General features: G+C 67.2%; 18 protein-coding genes. 11 read left to right on the top strand and 7 right to left on the bottom strand.

Annotation, left to right across the window (positions count from 1 at the left end):
• Positions 1 to 13: 13 nt before the first annotated feature.
• Entirely contained in the window at positions 14 to 1,267 is a 1,254-nt protein-coding gene (locus FHX60_RS11350) for an arsenic transporter (RefSeq protein ID WP_183283394.1), read from the top strand.
• 12 nt (positions 1,268 to 1,279) lie between these two features.
• On the opposite strand, the gene FHX60_RS11355 is transcribed toward FHX60_RS11350, so the two are convergent.
• On the bottom strand, positions 1,280 to 1,471 hold the full coding sequence (locus FHX60_RS11355) for an arsenite efflux pump ArsB (RefSeq protein ID WP_112775697.1): 192 nt from the start codon (positions 1,469 to 1,471) through the stop codon (positions 1,280 to 1,282).
• Positions 1,472 to 1,767: 296 nt separating this feature from the next.
• On the opposite strand from FHX60_RS11355, the gene folE reads away from it, so the two are divergent.
• Entirely contained in the window at positions 1,768 to 2,526 is a 759-nt protein-coding gene (gene folE, locus FHX60_RS11360; RefSeq protein WP_112775698.1) for a GTP cyclohydrolase I, read from the top strand.
• Between the two features lie 52 nt (positions 2,527 to 2,578).
• Positions 2,579 to 3,022 (top strand): BLUF domain-containing protein, encoded by a 444-nt coding sequence (locus FHX60_RS11365; protein WP_018008408.1) that lies wholly within the window; start codon positions 2,579 to 2,581, stop codon positions 3,020 to 3,022.
• Positions 3,023 to 3,039: 17 nt separating this feature from the next.
• On the opposite strand, the gene FHX60_RS11370 is transcribed toward FHX60_RS11365, so the two are convergent.
• Positions 3,040 to 3,300, bottom strand: a complete 261-nt coding sequence (locus FHX60_RS11370) for a hypothetical protein (RefSeq protein WP_112775726.1) — start codon at positions 3,298 to 3,300, stop codon at positions 3,040 to 3,042.
• A 144-nt stretch (positions 3,301 to 3,444) separates the two neighbouring features.
• Positions 3,445 to 3,609, bottom strand: a complete 165-nt coding sequence (locus tag FHX60_RS11375) for an FmdB family zinc ribbon protein (RefSeq protein ID WP_018008406.1) — start codon at positions 3,607 to 3,609, stop codon at positions 3,445 to 3,447.
• A 420-nt stretch (positions 3,610 to 4,029) separates the two neighbouring features.
• Between FHX60_RS11375 and FHX60_RS11380 the strand changes: the two genes are divergently transcribed.
• The 3 genes from FHX60_RS11380 to FHX60_RS11390 all read left to right on the top strand — a co-directional run bounded on the left by FHX60_RS11380 (position 4,030) and on the right by FHX60_RS11390 (position 9,604).
• Positions 4,030 to 4,677 carry a response regulator gene (locus FHX60_RS11380; protein WP_112775699.1) on the top strand — a complete coding sequence of 216 codons (648 nt, stop codon included), beginning with the start codon at positions 4,030 to 4,032 and terminating at the stop codon, positions 4,675 to 4,677.
• A 12-nt stretch (positions 4,678 to 4,689) separates the two neighbouring features.
• Positions 4,690 to 8,079: an ATP-binding protein gene (locus tag FHX60_RS11385; RefSeq protein WP_183283453.1), complete on the top strand. Its 3,390-nt coding sequence runs from the start codon at positions 4,690 to 4,692 to the stop codon at positions 8,077 to 8,079.
• Positions 8,080 to 8,212: 133 nt separating this feature from the next.
• Positions 8,213 to 9,604: an MFS transporter gene (locus tag FHX60_RS11390; protein WP_183283395.1), complete on the top strand. Its 1,392-nt coding sequence runs from the start codon at positions 8,213 to 8,215 to the stop codon at positions 9,602 to 9,604.
• A gap of 178 nt (positions 9,605 to 9,782) precedes the next feature.
• Here the strand turns inward: FHX60_RS11390 and FHX60_RS11395 are convergent, their stop codons facing one another.
• The 3 genes from FHX60_RS11395 to FHX60_RS11405 form a co-directional block, all read right to left on the bottom strand.
• Positions 9,783 to 10,760 (bottom strand): Bug family tripartite tricarboxylate transporter substrate binding protein, encoded by a 978-nt coding sequence (locus FHX60_RS11395; RefSeq protein WP_183283396.1) that lies wholly within the window; start codon positions 10,758 to 10,760, stop codon positions 9,783 to 9,785.
• A gap of 95 nt (positions 10,761 to 10,855) precedes the next feature.
• Positions 10,856 to 11,668: an SDR family oxidoreductase gene (locus tag FHX60_RS11400; RefSeq protein ID WP_183283397.1), complete on the bottom strand. Its 813-nt coding sequence runs from the start codon at positions 11,666 to 11,668 to the stop codon at positions 10,856 to 10,858.
• Positions 11,669 to 11,730: 62 nt separating this feature from the next.
• A complete protein-coding gene (locus FHX60_RS11405) occupies positions 11,731 to 12,660 on the bottom strand; it encodes an IclR family transcriptional regulator (protein WP_183283398.1) in 930 nt (309 codons plus the stop codon).
• 349 nt (positions 12,661 to 13,009) lie between these two features.
• On the opposite strand from FHX60_RS11405, the gene FHX60_RS11410 reads away from it, so the two are divergent.
• The 5 genes from FHX60_RS11410 (at position 13,010) to FHX60_RS11430 (ending at position 15,740) form a co-directional block, all read left to right on the top strand.
• Positions 13,010 to 13,351, top strand: coding sequence for a YciI family protein (locus FHX60_RS11410; protein ID WP_183283399.1), 342 nt, complete (start codon positions 13,010 to 13,012; stop codon positions 13,349 to 13,351).
• Between the two features lie 308 nt (positions 13,352 to 13,659).
• Entirely contained in the window at positions 13,660 to 13,956 is a 297-nt protein-coding gene (locus FHX60_RS11415) for a hypothetical protein (RefSeq protein ID WP_183283400.1), read from the top strand.
• Positions 13,957 to 13,976: 20 nt separating this feature from the next.
• The gene (locus FHX60_RS11420) at positions 13,977 to 14,651 is read left to right on the top strand and encodes a hypothetical protein (RefSeq protein WP_183283401.1); all 675 of its coding nucleotides are present in this window, start codon (positions 13,977 to 13,979) and stop codon (positions 14,649 to 14,651) included.
• A 273-nt stretch (positions 14,652 to 14,924) separates the two neighbouring features.
• Positions 14,925 to 15,272, top strand: coding sequence for a hypothetical protein (locus FHX60_RS11425; protein WP_183283402.1), 348 nt, complete (start codon positions 14,925 to 14,927; stop codon positions 15,270 to 15,272).
• 120 nt (positions 15,273 to 15,392) lie between these two features.
• Entirely contained in the window at positions 15,393 to 15,740 is a 348-nt protein-coding gene (locus tag FHX60_RS11430) for a hypothetical protein (protein WP_146748196.1), read from the top strand.
• A gap of 202 nt (positions 15,741 to 15,942) precedes the next feature.
• On the opposite strand, the gene FHX60_RS11435 is transcribed toward FHX60_RS11430, so the two are convergent.
• On the bottom strand, positions 15,943 to 16,416 hold a 474-nt coding region (locus tag FHX60_RS11435), incomplete at its 5' end, for an integrase core domain-containing protein (protein ID WP_183283403.1).

Below are 16,416 nucleotides of genomic sequence, written 5' to 3' on the forward strand. Positions count from 1 at the left end.
CGTCCCGAACCCGATGTCCAGCCACAGCCCGCTGCTGATCTGGTCGGTCGCCGCGCTGACCACCGCTGGCGTCCTGTTCCGCCCCTTCCGCCTGCCCGAAGCCTTCTGGGCTGCCGGCGGCGCCCTGCTGCTGTGCGCCACCGGCCTGATGGCGCTGCCCGAGGCCTTCGCCGCGGTGCTGCGCGGCTACGACGTGTACCTGTTCCTGGCCGGCATGATGCTGATCGCGGAACTGGCCCGCAAGACCGGGCTGTTCGACCACGTTGCCGCGCTCGCCGTGCGCCAGGCGCGCGGCTCGGCGCCGCGGCTGTTTCTGCTGGTGTACGGCTTCGGCACGCTGGTGACGGCGTTCATGTCCAACGACGCCACCGCCGTGGTGCTGACGCCCGCCGTGCTGGCCGCGACCCGCGCCGCGCGCGTGCGCCAGCCGCTGCCCTACCTGTACGCCTGCGCCTTTATCGCCAACGCGGCCAGCTTCGTGCTGCCGATTTCCAACCCGGCCAACCTGGTGATCTTCGGCGAGCGCATGCCGCCGCTGGCCGGATGGCTGGCGAGCTTCGCGCTGCCGTCGCTGGCCGCGATCGCGGCCACGCTGGCGGCGCTGTGGTGGACCCAGCGCGCGGCGCTGGCCGAGCCCATTGCCGATGACGTGCCGGTGCCGCCGCTGTCGCGGCAGGCGTGGATGAGCGCGCTGGGCATCGTGCTGACCGGGCTGGGGCTGCTGGTGGCCTCGCTGCGCGGCTACGCGCTGGGCTGGCCCACCTGCGCCGCGGGCGTGGCCACGCTGCTGCTGGTTTGCGCCACCCGGCGCGAGCTGCTGTGGCCGACGCTGCGCGAGGTGTCGTGGGGCGTGCTGCCGATGGTGGCCGGCCTGTTCGTGCTGGTGGCGGCGCTGGAGCAGACCGCGGTGATCCGCCATCTTGCCGACGCGGTCGCGGCGGCCTCGCGCGACGGCGGCGCGCTGGCGCTGCTGGGCGTGGGCGCGGTGGTGGCACTGGCGGGCAACGTGGCCAACAACCTGCCGGCCGGTCTGATCGCGGCGTCTGCGCTCGACGCCGGACACGCCTCGCACGCGGTCAGCGGCGCGGTGCTGGTCGGCATCGACCTGGGCCCCAACCTGTCCGTCACCGGCTCGCTCGCCACGCTGCTGTGGCTGACGGCGCTGCGTCGCGAAGGGCTGCAGGTCAGCGCCGGCCAGTTCCTGCGCGTGGGCGCCGTGGTGATGCCGGCGGCAATGCTGCCGGCACTGGCGCTGCTGTTGCTCTAGGCCGTCGGCTCGTCAGCCGTTGGCGGGGAGCTGCGCCGCGGGGCTGCGCGGCGCCGGCGACAATGGCCGGCGCAGCCCGCCCGCGCCGTGGCGCACGGCGCTGGCATGGTGTTCCGCGACACCGGTTTCCACCGGCGTGGCCGGTACCGGCACTGTCACCACATGGAGCAACATCAGGCTGCTGCACGGAAAGGCGATCGGCATGATGAGGTGGATCCCGACAAAGCGTCAGGCCGCGCTTGGCCGCGGCCGGGTGCCGGCAGCCTGCAACGGGCTGCCTGGTGTTGTGCAGACATTATGTGGGCTTGTCGGCGCCCTGCGTGGCGGGCTTGAGCGATGTCACGAACTCTTCATGGAAAGCGCATCGGTTGTGGCGTATCCGGCCCACCGCAACGTCCTTTCCCAGCCACTGCGCGGGTTGTGAGGCCACGGCATCTGCCATATAGTGAATCCGGCACACACCCGCTGCGCAGCCATTCACGCCATCACAACCCCCATCCATGAACAGCAAGGACGCAGCGCACCGCGCAAAGGACAGCAACGCCGGCGACACCGGCGGCGAAAGGGCCGGCCATCCCGCCGGCAGCGTCTCGGCCCGCATCCGCGCGCGGCTGGAGGCCGCGCAGGAGCGCTTCCACGCCAACGACAATATCGCCCGCTATATCGAGCCCGGTGAAATGGAACAGCTGCAGGCCGAAGTCCAGGCCCGGCTGCAGGACGTGCTGCGGGCGCTGGTGATCGACGTCGACAACGACCACAACACGCAGGAAACCGCGCGCCGGGTGGCCAAGATGTATTTGAAGGAAATCTTTGCCGGCCGCTATGCCAAGGCCCCGCCGGTAACGGAATTCCCCAACGTCGGCCAGCTCAACGAACTGATGATCGTGGGCCCGCTGCGCGTGCGCAGCGCCTGCTCGCATCACTTGTGCCCCATCATCGGCAAGCTGTGGATCGGGGTGATGCCGAACCAGCATTCCAACCTGATCGGCCTGTCCAAGTACGCGCGGCTGGCCGAATGGATCATGTGCCGTCCGCAGATCCAGGAAGAGGCGGTGGCGCAGGTGGCCGACCTGCTGCAGGAAAAGATGAGTCCCGACGGTCTCGCCATCGTGATGGAGGCCGAGCACTTCTGCATGCACTGGCGCGGCGTGCGCGACACCGACGCCAAGATGACCAACAGCGTGATGCGCGGCTCGTTCCTGAAGGACGACAGCCTGCGCCGCGAATTCCTCACGCTGCTGAACAATAACCGCGGCTAGCGGGCAGCGCGCCGGCCGCCACACGGAGCGCCATTACCGGAGCGCCACGACCATGCTAGTCCGCCTGCTCTATGCCAGCCGTGCCCGCCAGGCCATCGATGCCGCCCTGCTCGATGCCATCCTGGCCGCCAGCCTGGAACGTAATCCGCGCCACGGCATCACCGGCGTGCTGTGCCATGGCAACGGCATCTTCCTGCAGGCGCTGGAGGGCGACCGGCAGGAGGTTTCGCAGCTGTTCCAGTCGATCGCGCGCGATCCGCGCCACCACGACGTGACCCTGCTGCATTTCGAGGAAACCTGCACGCGCGACTTTGCCGGCTGGGCGATGGGGCAGGTCAATGCGGCGCGGCTCAATACCGCCACCCTGCTCAAGTTCTCCGCGCGCGCCGAACTCGATCCCTACCGCACCGGCGGCGCGGCCTCGCTGGCGCTGCTCAAGGAGCTGATCGCCGGCGCGTCGGTGGTGTCGCGCACCGGCGAGCGCGGACGGCACTGAGCCGCGCCCGCGCACCGCTAGACCGTGACCGGCCCGTACAGGCCGCACTCCAGGTCGCTCTCGAACTCTTCCATCCAGGCAGTCCCGGCGCCGGCTTCATAGACGCTGGTCTTGTCGGTGCCGACCCGGCGTACGCTGACGCGCCGCGCGGCGTCGCCCTCGCCCTCGCCCTCGTCGGTAATGTCGAACATCTCCGCCGCCAGCCCGACATGCCTGCACGCGTCCACAACCTGCTGCTGCTCGTCGGCGGGAAATTCAGTGAACGGTCTCGTTGCCATGGCATCCTCCGTCAAGGTTGAGATCGCCGCTTGCGCGCAGCGCGAACGCGCGTGGCACCGCAGGCGCCACGCATGAAGCGGCACGCGCGCCGGCATCCGGCCGGCGACGCGTCCGCACCCTCCTGGGATCTTGTTGTTCGAGACTCAGCTCTTGCGCTGGGTCACCGCCACGAACGGCGCCGGTGCGTGCTGCACGGACTGGCTGCCGCAATTCGGGCATGGTGGATGGGCAGAGGCATGTTCCGCGAGATGTTCGGTTTTTTCGAACACATGGCCGCACTTCTCGCAGCGGTATTGATAGACGGGCATGGCGTTCCCCCACGCGGTGCACACGCCGCGGGGCGCGTGTCAGCTTCATTCTAGGACAGCGGTCCGCGCCGCCAAGCGCCAAAATGCCGCGCCGCCGGCATGTGGCTGGCGCGTGTGGCCGGCGATGTCACCACAGCGGCACTTTGCCGTGCATTGATCTCCCGCAATGGCTGTATCGCAAGACAAGCGCCGCAACCCTGCGCAAACCCAAGTCAAGCCGGCAGGGCCTGCCGCTTATCTTCCAGAGATGTCATTGCATCGGCCGGATCCGGTCCTCCGCGCGATCCAGCAGCATCCGCGAACTAGCCGAATTCCGATTCAGCGAGGCGCGGAAACTGGCCAGAATCCGAGTCTTGTGATGACGCCACCGCACGGCGACACCAGCCGGAAGCCGGTTGCCGTCCCACCCGGAGATTGCCCATGAACGACCAAGTCCTGCGCGTTGCCCTGGCCGACGACCACCCGCTGGTGGTGGCCGCGCTGCGCGACTGCCTGCAGCGCAGCGCGCGCGTCCAGATCAGCGCCGAATGCCGCAACGGCACCGAGCTGCTCGGCACGCTGGCGCGGCATCCCGCCGATATCGCCATCACCGATTTCTGCATGGGCCACGGCGATGCCTCGCTGGACGGCTTCAACCTGCTCAGCCGGCTGGCGCGGCGCCATCCGGCGACGCGGGTGGTGGTGATCAGCGCCCGCTCCAATGCCGCCATCGTCCGCCGCGCGATCAAGCTGGGCGTGCGCGGCTTCGTCAGCAAGGAGGATCCGCTGGAGGAAGTGGTGCGCGCCTGCGCCCACGCTGCGTTCGGCAGGGGCTGCTTCTGCTCGCCCGCGGTGCACGCGGTGCTGCAGCGCGCGGCGCTGCCCGGCACGCCCGCGCGGGAGCCGACCCAGCGCGAGCTCGAAGTCATCCGGCTCTATGCGCAAGGCGCGCAGCTGACCGAGATCGCCGCCAAGCTGGGCCGCTCGGTCAGCACCATTTCCAGCCAGAAGACCGTGGCCATGCGCAAGCTCGGCGTGCAGACCAATACCGGCCTGATCCGCTACGCCTATGAAAGCGGGTTGATCTGACCGTCCATGGCCATACAGCAAGACCCCGACCGCACCCGCGACACCCTGGCCAGCACCTTCGATGCGCTTGCCGACCACGCCCGCCGGCAGCAGCACCTGTACTCGGTGACCATCGCGGCGCTGATCGCCATCGTGCTGTGCTCGGGCACGCTGCTGGCCGGGCTGGCGGCGGACCAGCACCTGGACTATCGGCGCAGCCAGGTCGCGCATTATGTCGGCACGGTGTCGCACCGGCTGCAAAACGAAGCCTCGTTCGTGCGCCGCACCGCGCTCAGCATCCGCTACCATCGCCGCGCCGCCGTCGCAGCTCCGTCGCGCGACCCCGACGTCGAGGCCTTGCGCCGCACCGGCGCGGCCGCCGTTCATGTCGAGGCCGTGCGCAAGGACTACCATCTGCTGGCCGCCGACGCCACGCGCCAGGCCTGGGGCGCGCGCCTGCCGACCGAGTTCGCGCGGCTGCGGCAGGTCGCGCTGGCCGCGGTGGCCACGCAGCAGGCCTTCGACCTGGACCATGGCGCCTACGCGGTCTCGCTGGACGAGGACAGCGCGGTCGTGATCCGCCAGCCCGAGGCGCGCGCGCCGCTGGCGCTGGATCCGGCGCTGATTCCGCGCCTGCGCGCGCAGCTGACCCGCGCGCTGCTGGACCGCACCGGCCATGCCGTGCCGGCGCGCGACCACCCCGTCTGGCTGGGGCCGCTGCGCGACCCCGTGGACGACAGCCCCATCATGGTCCTGGCCGGCGCCGCCTATGCCGGCGACGCACCCACCATGCTGGTGGCCTCCTGCGTGCCGGTGCAGGCGTTCCTGGCCGGCTTGCCGCCGCCCCAGGACCACGCCGGCCTGGCGCTGCTCGATGACGCGGACCGCCTGATCGACGTGTGGCCGCATGCCGGCACGCTGACCTCGGCCAGCGCCCGCGACATCGCTGCGCGGGTCCGCGGCCTGCCGCACAACGCGTTGCGCCTGACGCGCTCGGGCGTGGCGCTGGTGCAGCCGTTGCAGCCCGGCTTCGGCCTGCTGGTCTACCACCTGCCATACCGGCTGCTGTTCAACGCGCTGGCGGCCGAACTGGCGGTGATCGGCGCCGCCATGCTGCTGCTGACCGGCGCCATCGTGCTCGCGGCGCACTACTGGAGCCGGCACCTGCTGCGGCGTTCGCATGCCGAAGCCCGGCGCGCGCTGGAAAGCGAGCTGATGAACCAGGTGCTGGTCAGTGCCACGCCGGTCGGCCTGTGCATCGTGCGCCAGCACGACTACGCCGTGCTGGCCTGCAATCCGCTGGCGGCATCGCTGCTGCCAGCGCGACCGCACCAACCGCTGCCCGCCGCGGTAGCCGGGGCGCTGTCGCGGCAGCCATGCGGCGCCGGCGGCGGCCCCGCATCGGTCTGCAGCATCACCGTCGCGGCCGCGCAAGCGCCCGGCCCTGCCGAAGCGGCACCGCGCTTCCTGCAGGTCACCTATGCCCCGGCGCGCTACCGCGATGAAGCCGTGCTGTTCTGCGCGGTCCAGGACTGCACCGCGCAAGAGGCCCTGCAGCAGCAGCTGCGCTCCGCCCAGCAGGCCACCGAGGCGATGCTGCGGGTGCGCTCGACCTTCTTTGCCGCGATGAGCCACGAGATCCGCACGCCGCTGAACGCGCTGCTCGGCAACCTCGAACTGCTGGCGCGCAGCGGCGGCATGGAGCCGCACGCGGCACGGCTGCGCGCGCTGGAGACCGCCGCCGGCTCGCTGCGCCGCATCGTCAACGATGTGCTGGACTTCTCCAAGATCGACGCGGGGCAGCTGGCGCTGGTCAATGCGCCGTTCCGTCCCGTCGAGGCCCTGGAGAGCCTGGCGCTGGCCTATGCGCCCATGGTCGCGGGCCGCCCGCTGCGCTTCTGCCTGCAGCTGTCGCCGACGCTGGACACGGAAGTCGTGGGCGACCGCACGCGGCTGGTGCAGGTCTTCAACAACCTGCTGAACAACGCCTTCAAGTTCACCGCCAGCGGCCGCATCACGCTGAGCGGCGAACTGCAGGCTGATGCGCATGGGACGCAGCGGCTGTCCTGCCGCGTCAGCGATTCCGGCATCGGCATGACACCGGCACTGGCGGCGCGCGTGTTCCAGCCGTTCGTGCAGGGCGATGCCGCCGCCGACAGCCGCTATGGCGGCACCGGGCTGGGGTTGTCGATCTGCGCCAGGCTGTGCGAGCTGATGGGCGGCAGCATCGTCGTCAACAGCGTGGCGGACGTAGGCAGCGCGTTCACGGTGTCGGTGCCGCTGGCGCCGGCCGATGCCGAGCCGCACGCGCCAGCGGCGGCCAGCGTGACGCACAGGGGCCATGTGCTGGTGCTGTCGCAGGACCCACGCACCGGCGCGTCGATCGAAGCATGGCTCAAGGCCGCGGGGTGGCACACCGAGGCGGCGGCCTCCATCGCCACGGCGCAGGAAAGCGTGCAGCGTAACGCGCCCGCTGCCGTGGTCGCGAGCGAAGACTTTGCGCCAGCGGCGCTGGATGCGCTGCGCCAGTCCGCGCCGCTGGTGTGGCTGACGGCCGACGGCCCGCACCGCCCGCGGCAGCACAGCCCTGGCATGCTGGAGGCCTCGGCGTTCAGCCATCGCGCACTGCTCGACGCCGTGGCGGCCGCCACCGGCGCAACGCAGCAAGCGACGCCGCCCATGCCCGCCCCCGCACCGCCTGCGCTGCCCGCGCCCGCGGCGGCGCCCTTGACCATCCTTGTCGCCGAAGACAATCCGCTGAACCAGTCGCTGGTGGCAGAGCAACTACAGGCAATCGGCTGCCACCCCATCGTCACGGGCGATGGCAGGCAGGCACTGGCGGTGCTGGCGCGCACGCGCGTCGACGCGCTGCTGACCGACCTGCACATGCCGGAAATGGACGGCCACGCATTGCTGCACGCCGTGCAGGCGAAGTATCCGGGACTGCCGGTCATCGCCTTCAGCGCCGTGGCATGCAGCGACCCCGAGCACGACTGGCGCCTGCGCGGCTTCTCCGGTTACCTGGCCAAGCCCGCCTCGCTGCAGGACCTGGACGCGTGCCTGCGCGGCCTGCCTCGCGCCGCCGCCGATGCCGGCGCCTGCGCGCAACCGCACGACCCGGCCAGCGCAGTGGAAGCCCCGCGCCGCCGCTACGAAGACATGCTGCGCCGGCAGCTGCAGCAAGACCTGCCGGCGCTGGCCCGCATCCTGGCGCAGCAGGACCCGGCCGGCCTGCGCCACTGGGTGCATGCCGCGGCGGGCGCCTTCATGATCGTGCGGCGCCAGTCCATCGTCAGGGAATGCCGGGACCTCGAGGCACTGTGCGAGGCGGCACCCGGCTGGGGCCCGGCCATGGCCGAAGCGGCAGACATCTTGTACAAGCGGCTGCAGCGCTATGCGCTGGGCGCCGCGGCGAGTCCGTGACCGCTGACAGCACCGCATTACCACAATTGGCGGATTTGCGAGCAGCCCCACGCGCGACCATAATGGCAACGCCGCGCCGTGGCCCGCCTGGCCGATCCGATCCGGGCGCGGCATTGTCTCCAATGTCTCCCCCATGCCGCCAGAACAAGGCCTGCCCCAGCCCCAGCGCACCTGGGCCATCCTCACCGTTTTCTTCGGCCTGATCATGGCCGTGCTCGACGGCTCGATCGCCAATATCGCGCTGCCGTCGATCTCGCGCGAACTGCAGGCCGATCCCGCCAGCACCATCTGGGTCGTCAACGCCTACCAGCTGACGGTGACCGTATGCCTGCTGCCGCTGTCGTCGCTGGGAGACATCCTGGGCTACAAGCGGGTCTACCGCGCCGGGCTTGCGACCTTCCTGGCAGGGTCGCTGCTGTGCGCGCTGTCGGTCAACCTGCCGATGCTGGTGGCCGCGCGCGTGCTGCAGGGCATCGGCGGCGCCGGCATCATGAGTGTCAACACCGCGCTGGTGCGCTTTATCTACCCGCCGACGCGGCTGGGCCGCGGCATCGGTCTCAATGCGCTGGTGGTGGGCGTGACCATCGCCGTGGGGCCGTCGCTGGGTGCACTGATCCTGGCGGCGGCCAGCTGGCCCTGGCTGTTCGCGGTCAATGTGCCGGTGGCCATCGCCGCGCTGGCGCTGAGCCGCACCGCGCTGCCAGATACGCCGCCGCAGCCGCGCGGTTTCGACTACCCCAGCGCACTGCTGTCGGCGCTGGTGTTCGGCATGTTTATCCTGAGCGTCGACGGCCTCGGCCACCCCGGCTGGCGCCTGGCCGGCTGCGCGGGCGTGGCGCTGGCGGTGGGGCTGGGCTGGCTGCTGGTGCGGCGCCAGCGCGGCCGCGCCGCGCCGCTGGTGCCGGTCGATCTGTTCGCCAGCCGCGCCTTTACGCTGGCGGTGGGGACTTCGTTCTGCTCGTTCATGACGCAGATGCTGTCCTTTATCGCGCTGCCGTTCTTTCTCGAGTACCAGCTCGGACGCTCGCTGCAGGAGACCGGGCTGCTGATCACGCCGTGGCCGCTGATGGTGGCGGTAATGGCCGCGGTTTCGGGCCGGCTGTCGGACCGCTATCCGGCCAGCATCCTCGCCGGCATCGGGCTGGCCATGCTCGGCGGCGGACTGGTCGGCCTGGCCACGCTGGGCCCCGACGCCGGCAGCTTCGACATCGCCTGGCGCATGGCCATGTGCGGCACCGGCTTCGGCTTCTTCCAGTCCCCCAACAATCGCGCCATGATCGGCGCCACGCCGGCGGAACGCAGCGGCGGCGCCAGTGGCGCGCAGGCGACCACGCGGCTGCTGGGGCAGACCACCGGCACGGCACTGGTGGCGCTGATGTTCAGCCTGTCGCCGGCGGGCGCGGCGCGCATGGCGCTGTACGTAGCGGCGGCCGTGGCGGCGGTGGGAGCGATGATCAGTTTGAGCCGGTTGCGCGATGCCAGTGGCGAGACGGTGGGGCGGGAGGCGGTGGAGCCGGATGCGTGATCATTCGGGGTGCGGGGTGATGGGGAACCTGCACCACCGACTGTACCGATACCGCTTGCTTGCTCCCCTCTCCCGCAAGCGGGAGAGGGAGTACACAACGGGAGTTGGAAAGATCGAGGCAATGATGCCGCCGCGGGCTTGCACAATCCGGATTTGAAAGGCGCCGGAGGCAACGAATCTACTCCGCCTTGGCCCCTGACTCCTTCACCACCCTCGCCCACTTGGCGATTTCCTGGCGCTGGTACGCCGCCAGTTTTTCCGGCGTGCCCAGCACCGGGTCCAGCCCCAGCGTCTTCAGCTTTGCCTGCACCTCGGGCAGCGTGAAGATGCGGTTGAGCTCGGCATTCAGTTTGGCCACCACCTCCTTCGGCGTGTTCGCCGGCGCGAACACCGCGAACCACGAATCCGCCTCGAAGCCCGGCAAGCCCTGCTCGGCCAGCGTCGGGATATCCGGTGCCGAGGCCGAGCGCTTCGCGCTGGTGATGCCCAGCGCGCGCAGCTTGCCCTCGCGCACCACCGGCAGGGCCGACGGCAGGTTGTCGAACATCATGGTGATATGGCCGCCGAGCAGGTCGGGAATGGCCATGGCGCGGCCCTTGTAGGGGACATGCGTGATCCTGACGCCCGCCATCGCATTGAACATTTCCCCGGCCACATGCGGCGAGGTGCCGATGCCCGGCGTGCCGAAGGTCAGGCCGCCCGGTTTTGCCTTCGCCAGCGCGATCAGCTCCGCCACATTCTTTGCCGGCACGCCGGGATTGACCACCAGCACGTTGGGCGTCGAGGCGATCAGGATCACCGGCGTGAAGTCCTTGACCATGTCGTACGGCATCTTGCTGTACAGCGCGCCGTTGATCGAATGCGTGCCGACGGTGCCGAGCGCCAGCGTATGCCCGTCGGCCGGAGCGTGGGCCACGGCCTCGGCGCCGATATTGCCGCCCGCGCCGGGCTTGTTGTCGACCACCACGGGCTGGCCCCAGGCAGGCGAGATCTTCTCCGAGACGATGCGCGCCAGCGTGTCGGGCGCGCCCCCGGTGGGAAAGCCGACCACGATGCGGATGGGCTTGGCGGGATAGCCCTGTGCCTGCGCGGTGGCGGGGCTGGCCAGGATGGATGCGGCAAGCACTGCCGCCGCGGCAACGGTACCGAAACGCATGGGATGCTCCTCCGGTCGCGCGCGGCTGCGTGGCCGCGCGCATTGTGAAGGCGGCGGCAATGCCGCCGCCGGAACCTGCCAGGCTGCCTGCTGCCTCAGACCGCGATGCCGCCGAACTCCTGCATCACCTTGTCGTGCAGGCGGCGCATGCCGCGCAGCCAGCGGTCGTAGTCCTGGCCCTTGCGGCGATAGTACTCAAGCACTTCGGGGTGCGGCAAGATCAGGAAGCGCTCGTCGGCCACGCCCTCCAGCGTCACCGCGGCGACATGCTCGGCGGTGACCGAGCCTTCCTGCAGGAAGCCCTTGCGCTCGCCGTTCTCGCCGAACAGCATATTGGTCTGCACGCCCTGCGGGCAGATGCAGCTGACCTTGATGCCGCGGTCGCCGTAGGTGATCGACAGCCACTCGGCAAAGCCGATGGCAGCATGCTTGGTCACCGCGTAAGGCGCCGAGCCGATCTGCGACAACAGGCCTGCCGCCGACACCGTGTTGACGAAGTAGCCGTCGCCGCGCTCCAGCATCTGCGGCAGCACCGCCTTTGCCGCATGGATGTGCGCCATCACGTTGATGTCCCAGATGCGCTGCCACTCGCCGGCGCTGGCGTCCAGGCCCTTGCGCAGGATGATGCCGGCGTTGGAGCAGAAAATGTCGACCTGGCCGAAGCGCTGCGTGGCCATGTCGGCCAGCCCCTGCACCGCGGCCGCGTCGGCCACGTCGACCGGCTGGGCAAACACCTGGCATGCGGGCACGGCGGCCTGGACCTCGGCCGCCACCGTGTCGGCGCCGGCTGCGTTCAGGTCAGCCACGGCCACGCCGCGCGCGCCGGCCTGCGCAAAGGCCAGCGCCAGCGCGCGGCCGATGCCGGTAGCGGCGCCGGTCACCACGACGGTCTTGTTGCGTACTTCCATGGGTGGTCTCCTCGTTGAATTCGAATGCCGGCGTCTGCGGACGGTGCATCGCGCCGGATACGTCAGGCCCGCTTCGCCGCGCCGGGCTCGGGTCCGGGTTCCGGCTGCGCCGAAGCAAAGCGCGCAGTCGCGCGCGCGCCGCCAGGCTGCCACAGCCGCGCCTGCAGGGTCTGCGCCAGTTCGCGCACGCGCGGGCCCAGGTTGGCTTCCAGGATTTCCGGCGACAGCCGCGCCGCGGCGCCGCCGATGTTCAGCGCCAGCACCTCGCTGCTGCGCGCCAGCCGCAGCGGCGCCGCCGCGCCGCTGACGGTGCGGTCCCATTCCGCATGCGCCACGCAGAAGCCGCGCCGCGCATGGTCGCGCAGCGCGCGCTCCACCCCCACGCGCACCGCCGGCCAGCGCGCACCGTAGTGGCGCGCCAGCTCCGCCAGCGCGGCCTCCCGGTGGTCGCCATCCAATCCCGCCAGCCACGCCCGTCCGATCGCCGAGGTGGCCATCGGCAGGCGCGCGCCCGGCGCCAGCCGGATCACCAGCGCACCGCGCGGCTGGCAGCTTTCCAGGTAGACCATGGCGTGGCGGTCCGGCATGGCCAGCGCCACCGTGCAATCGGTCGCAAACGCCAGCGACTGCATCAGCGGCTGCGCGATCTCGCGGATGCCGGCGCCACCGACATAGCGGTGCCCCAGCACCATCGCGCCCTGCCCCAGCCGGTATTTCTCGGTGGCTTCGATATAAGTGAGGTAGCCAAGCGTGGCCAGCGTATAGGTCAGCCGCGACACCGTGGGGCGCGGAATGCCCGTGCGCCGCGACAGCTCGGCATTGCCCAGGTAATCGTCCTGCGGCCCGAACGCGCGCAACAGCTCCATGCCGCGCGCCAGCGCCGTGACGAAGTTGCGGTCATCGGCGCAGCCATTGCCCGCCGGCGCGTCAGCCGGCACCAGGAGGTGCGCGGCATCGGGCGGCGGCGTGGGAATGGTGGTGGTGCGTTTCATCGGCAGGCGGTCGGGGCGAGCACATTAGATTGCAGCAAAGGCGGCTGGCCGGGGGCGCTATGTAGGGAAAGCATGTGCCATAGAAACGGTGTTTATGGACACCAATCGGCTAGCTGGCTCCGGGCGCCGGTCGCAGTCCTGCGGGGAGAGCTGTCTGGCTTAATCTTGTGGAGCACACGGCGGAAGTCTTTGGGAAGGAATTTAGCGGTTGTTGCCGTGGAAGCGCGTGGGGCGGTGATCGTCATGCCTTCACAGGAGCGTGCGATCATCCGTATCAGGTGCGCCCCACATCGCCCCATCACCCGTCAGGCCTCACAAACATCACCGACCTCAACCGGAGGACAGCACGATGACGAAATACCTTATCTCCTTTCCTGCAACGGCGATGAAAGTTCCCGCCGAGTCGCTTGACGCCGTGGGCGAAGCTGCGCGCCAGGTCATACGCGAGGCGAAGGCTGCAGGCGTGTACGTGTTCGGTGGTGGTATCAACGCGGATGTCGCACCGCTCATGGTCGCCTCAGACGGCACGGTCACAAACGAAACTTATCCCCAGACCAAGGAGTTCGACGGCGGCTTCTGTATCCTCCAGCTCCCATCGCGCGAAGACGCCATCCTGTGGGCTGCGAAGATTGCCAAAGCGTGCCGCTGCTCGCAGGAACTCCGCGAGTTCGGGGATGACCCCGAGAGTTGACGGGCAGGGTCGGCGATCAAGGACACTCTCCCGCGAGTCCCTTTTTCATTGGCATGGACTTCAGTCAGTAAGCGGTCATCCTCGACCTTTGTAAGTGGTGGCCACCCTGCTCAAAGCTTGCTCGTCCTTCGCTGCAGCGTGATGCCTAACGAACCGCTGCAGCCGACGCCGGTACGTCGGCGCGGCTGAGCTTGCTCGTTGAACGGTAGCTTTGTGACAAGGCGAATTTCCGCTATGAGTCGCCTTAGATGGCCTGGCGCCCTAGAATTTCGGACGTCGTATTCCGGCGCTTGGACCGGGGAATTGCAATGGATACAAGGTTGTCCGATCCCGGCAAAGAACTCTATCGAAGGGTCGACGAGGTTCTGCATTACCGCTGGGATCCCATCGGCATCTCGACAGTTCCATCGGCGCGCAACGAATACAATGCCTACGTGCCGCATGTGTTCGAGCTGTTGAAAGAAGGTGCAAGCGCAGCGGTGATCACGGAGTACTTGATCCGAGTTGTTCGAGCTCGAATAGGAATGGGCCAAGAGCTTGCTCATACCAAGAAGGTCGCCGATGTATTGGTGGCTTGGAGAGAGGAAGTTAGGGGCGGAGGTTGATCCCAAGAAGGGCCGACATCATGACAACCGAAAACCGGTGCAGCGCAGCGGCAAGCGACGGCCAAACAACGCTAGTCGCAGAGTCCTACGATCGAGAAACTGACAGCATTATCCGGACCTACAACTTTCACGCTCATGACATTTCGGGCCTTTTCCGCGCTCTCAAGATTGAAACCTTCGAGTCCTGGGCGAGCTATGAGTTGGATAAGTTGGACATTGAAACGCTAAACAGTGGCTATGGTCTTGGAATACATCATGACGGACGCGTGACGCTGAGGATGCGCAGCGCGGTTGACGAGTATCCCTACTTGCTGCACACGAACCGCGAACTGTTGCTTATGCTCCAAGGGCGCAAGCCACTTAGTGTTTTTACTGACGAGGAGCCATCAACGAATGGCATCCCTCCGCTTTTTCCAGAAATCAAGTTTGATGCACATGTAGGAATGGGTCGGTTCGTGAAGGATGAATATGCTGATGCGGTAGACAACGGCCTGCATCGACTTAGATGGGTGTTCTACGCGCTGCCTGAGGAGGCGTGGCGAATCAGGGCCTATATTCTTCTCTTGGAAACATCGAAGCACTCCGGGTGGAACGAAGGATTTGAGCGAATGCAGGGCTCGCTACTCGGCTATTCTGAACAAGAGAACGACTTCCATATTGAGTTTCAAAGGATGCGCATCCAGCGTAGTGCATGACTTAACTACTGGGCTTTTATGTTTGCTTCTGGCGCATCCAGAGGGCCGCTTTGGGTCGGTCAGAAACAGGACGTTCGGATGTCCGTTGTGCCTCACGAAGGCGTCTTCTGGCTCTAGTAGAAGGGTCCCATTGACGAAGTGTGTGGTTCCGCACTGACTTGCCCAGATCTTCGGCAAGAATAACCAGTCCAGTGTCGGAGTTTCACACATGAAGACTTTCTGCACGCTGCATATCCGATCAGCCTCCCAGGACCTCCGCAACCACTCGTCAAGATGCGTCAGGCAACTTTCGATATAGAGCTGGCATTGTTGAACCCAGGCAGTGAGTGGAAAAACTTGCAGAGGCGCCTGGGTGATACCTGCGTGTTTGAGGACCGCCAGGAACAAGGGTGGGGAACAGTCATCCGTCAAAGCAATCCCCGAACTGGCTCACTTGCTGAACAGACGCGGCATTTCTTGACCCTGTTCACTGGCAACGAGGCGCTGATTCGCAAGTGTGACCCTGTTCTGAGAATAGCAGCCTTTAACCCAAACGCCACCATTACCATCCTTGTCGAAGATATGGACCGGGTCTGCATGCTGGGAGCGAGGGTTGAACTTAGTGTCTATCCAGTCGAATGAGCACAAAAACAAGGACCTTGAGCACCATTGTTATGAGAGTTGTATTGCTCTTCACCGTTCTCGTCATAGTGGCTTCTTTGACATCATGACAATTAGAAGCACCTAGTTCTAGGAGCTAACATGAAATCCAGTGCCGAGTTCAGCGTGCATTTTGAGGATGCTGCCTTCCTAGAAGCGTGTGACGGCCTTTTCGCGCGCAATCAAGAATTCACTATCATCTGCACGGAGGAATCTGTAGCCAAATGCAGAAAGGCGGCCGACCTCTTCTTGAGATATGAATCCCAGCGACCAAGAGGACGATGGGAGAATCTGAAGATGCTTGCAAAACTCGGCTCGGCTGGAATGCGCGCCCCCCAACTAATGGCCGTGTGTAACAAGGCGCTGTTGCTGGACTGGACAGTTGTTGTCGGGAACGAGCAAAACCAAGTCCTTCACCTCTTCAAGCGCTCCAGCAAAACAACAACCTGACGCAGACGTTCGCTATGGTCATACTTGGACCATTGGGAGATTTGCACGCGCATGGCTCAAGGGTCGGACAGCGACCGTTACAGCAGGCGCAAGCTGAATCTCCGTTCCGCTGAAAGTAGATCGTCATGGGCACGCGAAACTCCCCCGCCGCGCCTCACGTTCCTTGGAACGGTGTGTGTCAAGGTAGTTGTCGCGTCCGCCGTTATGCTGCTTTCCGGTGCTCGCTAGCTTCCTGCTCAGTTCGTTCGGGGTTCAAGAAGACCACTGAATCCAGCTTCCAATTCCGGATCCCTCGCGACCAGCGCTGCGGATGTCGGGCGCGGGCTGCCTGATATAGCATCGTGCGTCGCGCCAGTAGGGGCGGCGCTTCCCCGCGGTGCCGCTGGTTCGGCGTGACGTACTTTAGGCCGCTGTGGCGATGCTCCTCGTTGTACCAGCACACAAACCGTTGTACCCAATCGCGCGCCTGCTGCAGCGTATCGAACGGCCGATCCGGCCACAGCGGGCAGTACTTGGCTGTGCGGAACAGCGCTTCCGCGTAAGCGTTGTCATTGCTCACACGCGGACGACTGTATGAGGGTTGCACGCCCAGGTAACCCATCATCGCCAGCATCGTCCCTCCTTTCATGACGCTGCCGTTGTCCGAATGCAGCACCAGCGGCCGGCCGGCGGTCTT

Origin of the sequence: Cupriavidus alkaliphilus (genome assembly GCF_014191175.1) — a bacterium.
Lineage (GTDB): Bacteria > Pseudomonadota > Gammaproteobacteria > Burkholderiales > Burkholderiaceae > Cupriavidus > Cupriavidus alkaliphilus.

Bases quoted from the DNA above. Each gene is read 5' to 3' on its own strand.
- FHX60_RS11350 (WP_183283394.1), top strand. From the start codon at position 14: ATGTCCAGCCACAGCCCGCTGCTGATCTGGTCGGTCGCCGCGCTGACC.
- FHX60_RS11355 (WP_112775697.1), bottom strand. From the start codon at position 1,471: ATGCCGATCGCCTTTCCGTGCAGCAGCCTGATGTTGCTCCATGTGGTG.
- folE (WP_112775698.1), top strand. From the start codon at position 1,768: ATGAACAGCAAGGACGCAGCGCACCGCGCAAAGGACAGCAACGCCGGC.
- FHX60_RS11365 (WP_018008408.1), top strand. From the start codon at position 2,579: ATGCTAGTCCGCCTGCTCTATGCCAGCCGTGCCCGCCAGGCCATCGAT.
- FHX60_RS11370 (WP_112775726.1), bottom strand. From the start codon at position 3,300: ATGGCAACGAGACCGTTCACTGAATTTCCCGCCGACGAGCAGCAGCAG.
- FHX60_RS11375 (WP_018008406.1), bottom strand. From the start codon at position 3,609: ATGCCCGTCTATCAATACCGCTGCGAGAAGTGCGGCCATGTGTTCGAA.
- FHX60_RS11380 (WP_112775699.1), top strand. From the start codon at position 4,030: ATGAACGACCAAGTCCTGCGCGTTGCCCTGGCCGACGACCACCCGCTG.
- FHX60_RS11390 (WP_183283395.1), top strand. From the start codon at position 8,213: ATGCCGCCAGAACAAGGCCTGCCCCAGCCCCAGCGCACCTGGGCCATC.
- FHX60_RS11395 (WP_183283396.1), bottom strand. From the start codon at position 10,760: ATGCGTTTCGGTACCGTTGCCGCGGCGGCAGTGCTTGCCGCATCCATC.
- FHX60_RS11400 (WP_183283397.1), bottom strand. From the start codon at position 11,668: ATGGAAGTACGCAACAAGACCGTCGTGGTGACCGGCGCCGCTACCGGC.
- FHX60_RS11405 (WP_183283398.1), bottom strand. From the start codon at position 12,660: ATGAAACGCACCACCACCATTCCCACGCCGCCGCCCGATGCCGCGCAC.
- FHX60_RS11410 (WP_183283399.1), top strand. From the start codon at position 13,010: ATGACGAAATACCTTATCTCCTTTCCTGCAACGGCGATGAAAGTTCCC.
- FHX60_RS11415 (WP_183283400.1), top strand. From the start codon at position 13,660: ATGGATACAAGGTTGTCCGATCCCGGCAAAGAACTCTATCGAAGGGTC.
- FHX60_RS11420 (WP_183283401.1), top strand. From the start codon at position 13,977: ATGACAACCGAAAACCGGTGCAGCGCAGCGGCAAGCGACGGCCAAACA.
- FHX60_RS11425 (WP_183283402.1), top strand. From the start codon at position 14,925: ATGCGTCAGGCAACTTTCGATATAGAGCTGGCATTGTTGAACCCAGGC.
- FHX60_RS11430 (WP_146748196.1), top strand. From the start codon at position 15,393: ATGAAATCCAGTGCCGAGTTCAGCGTGCATTTTGAGGATGCTGCCTTC.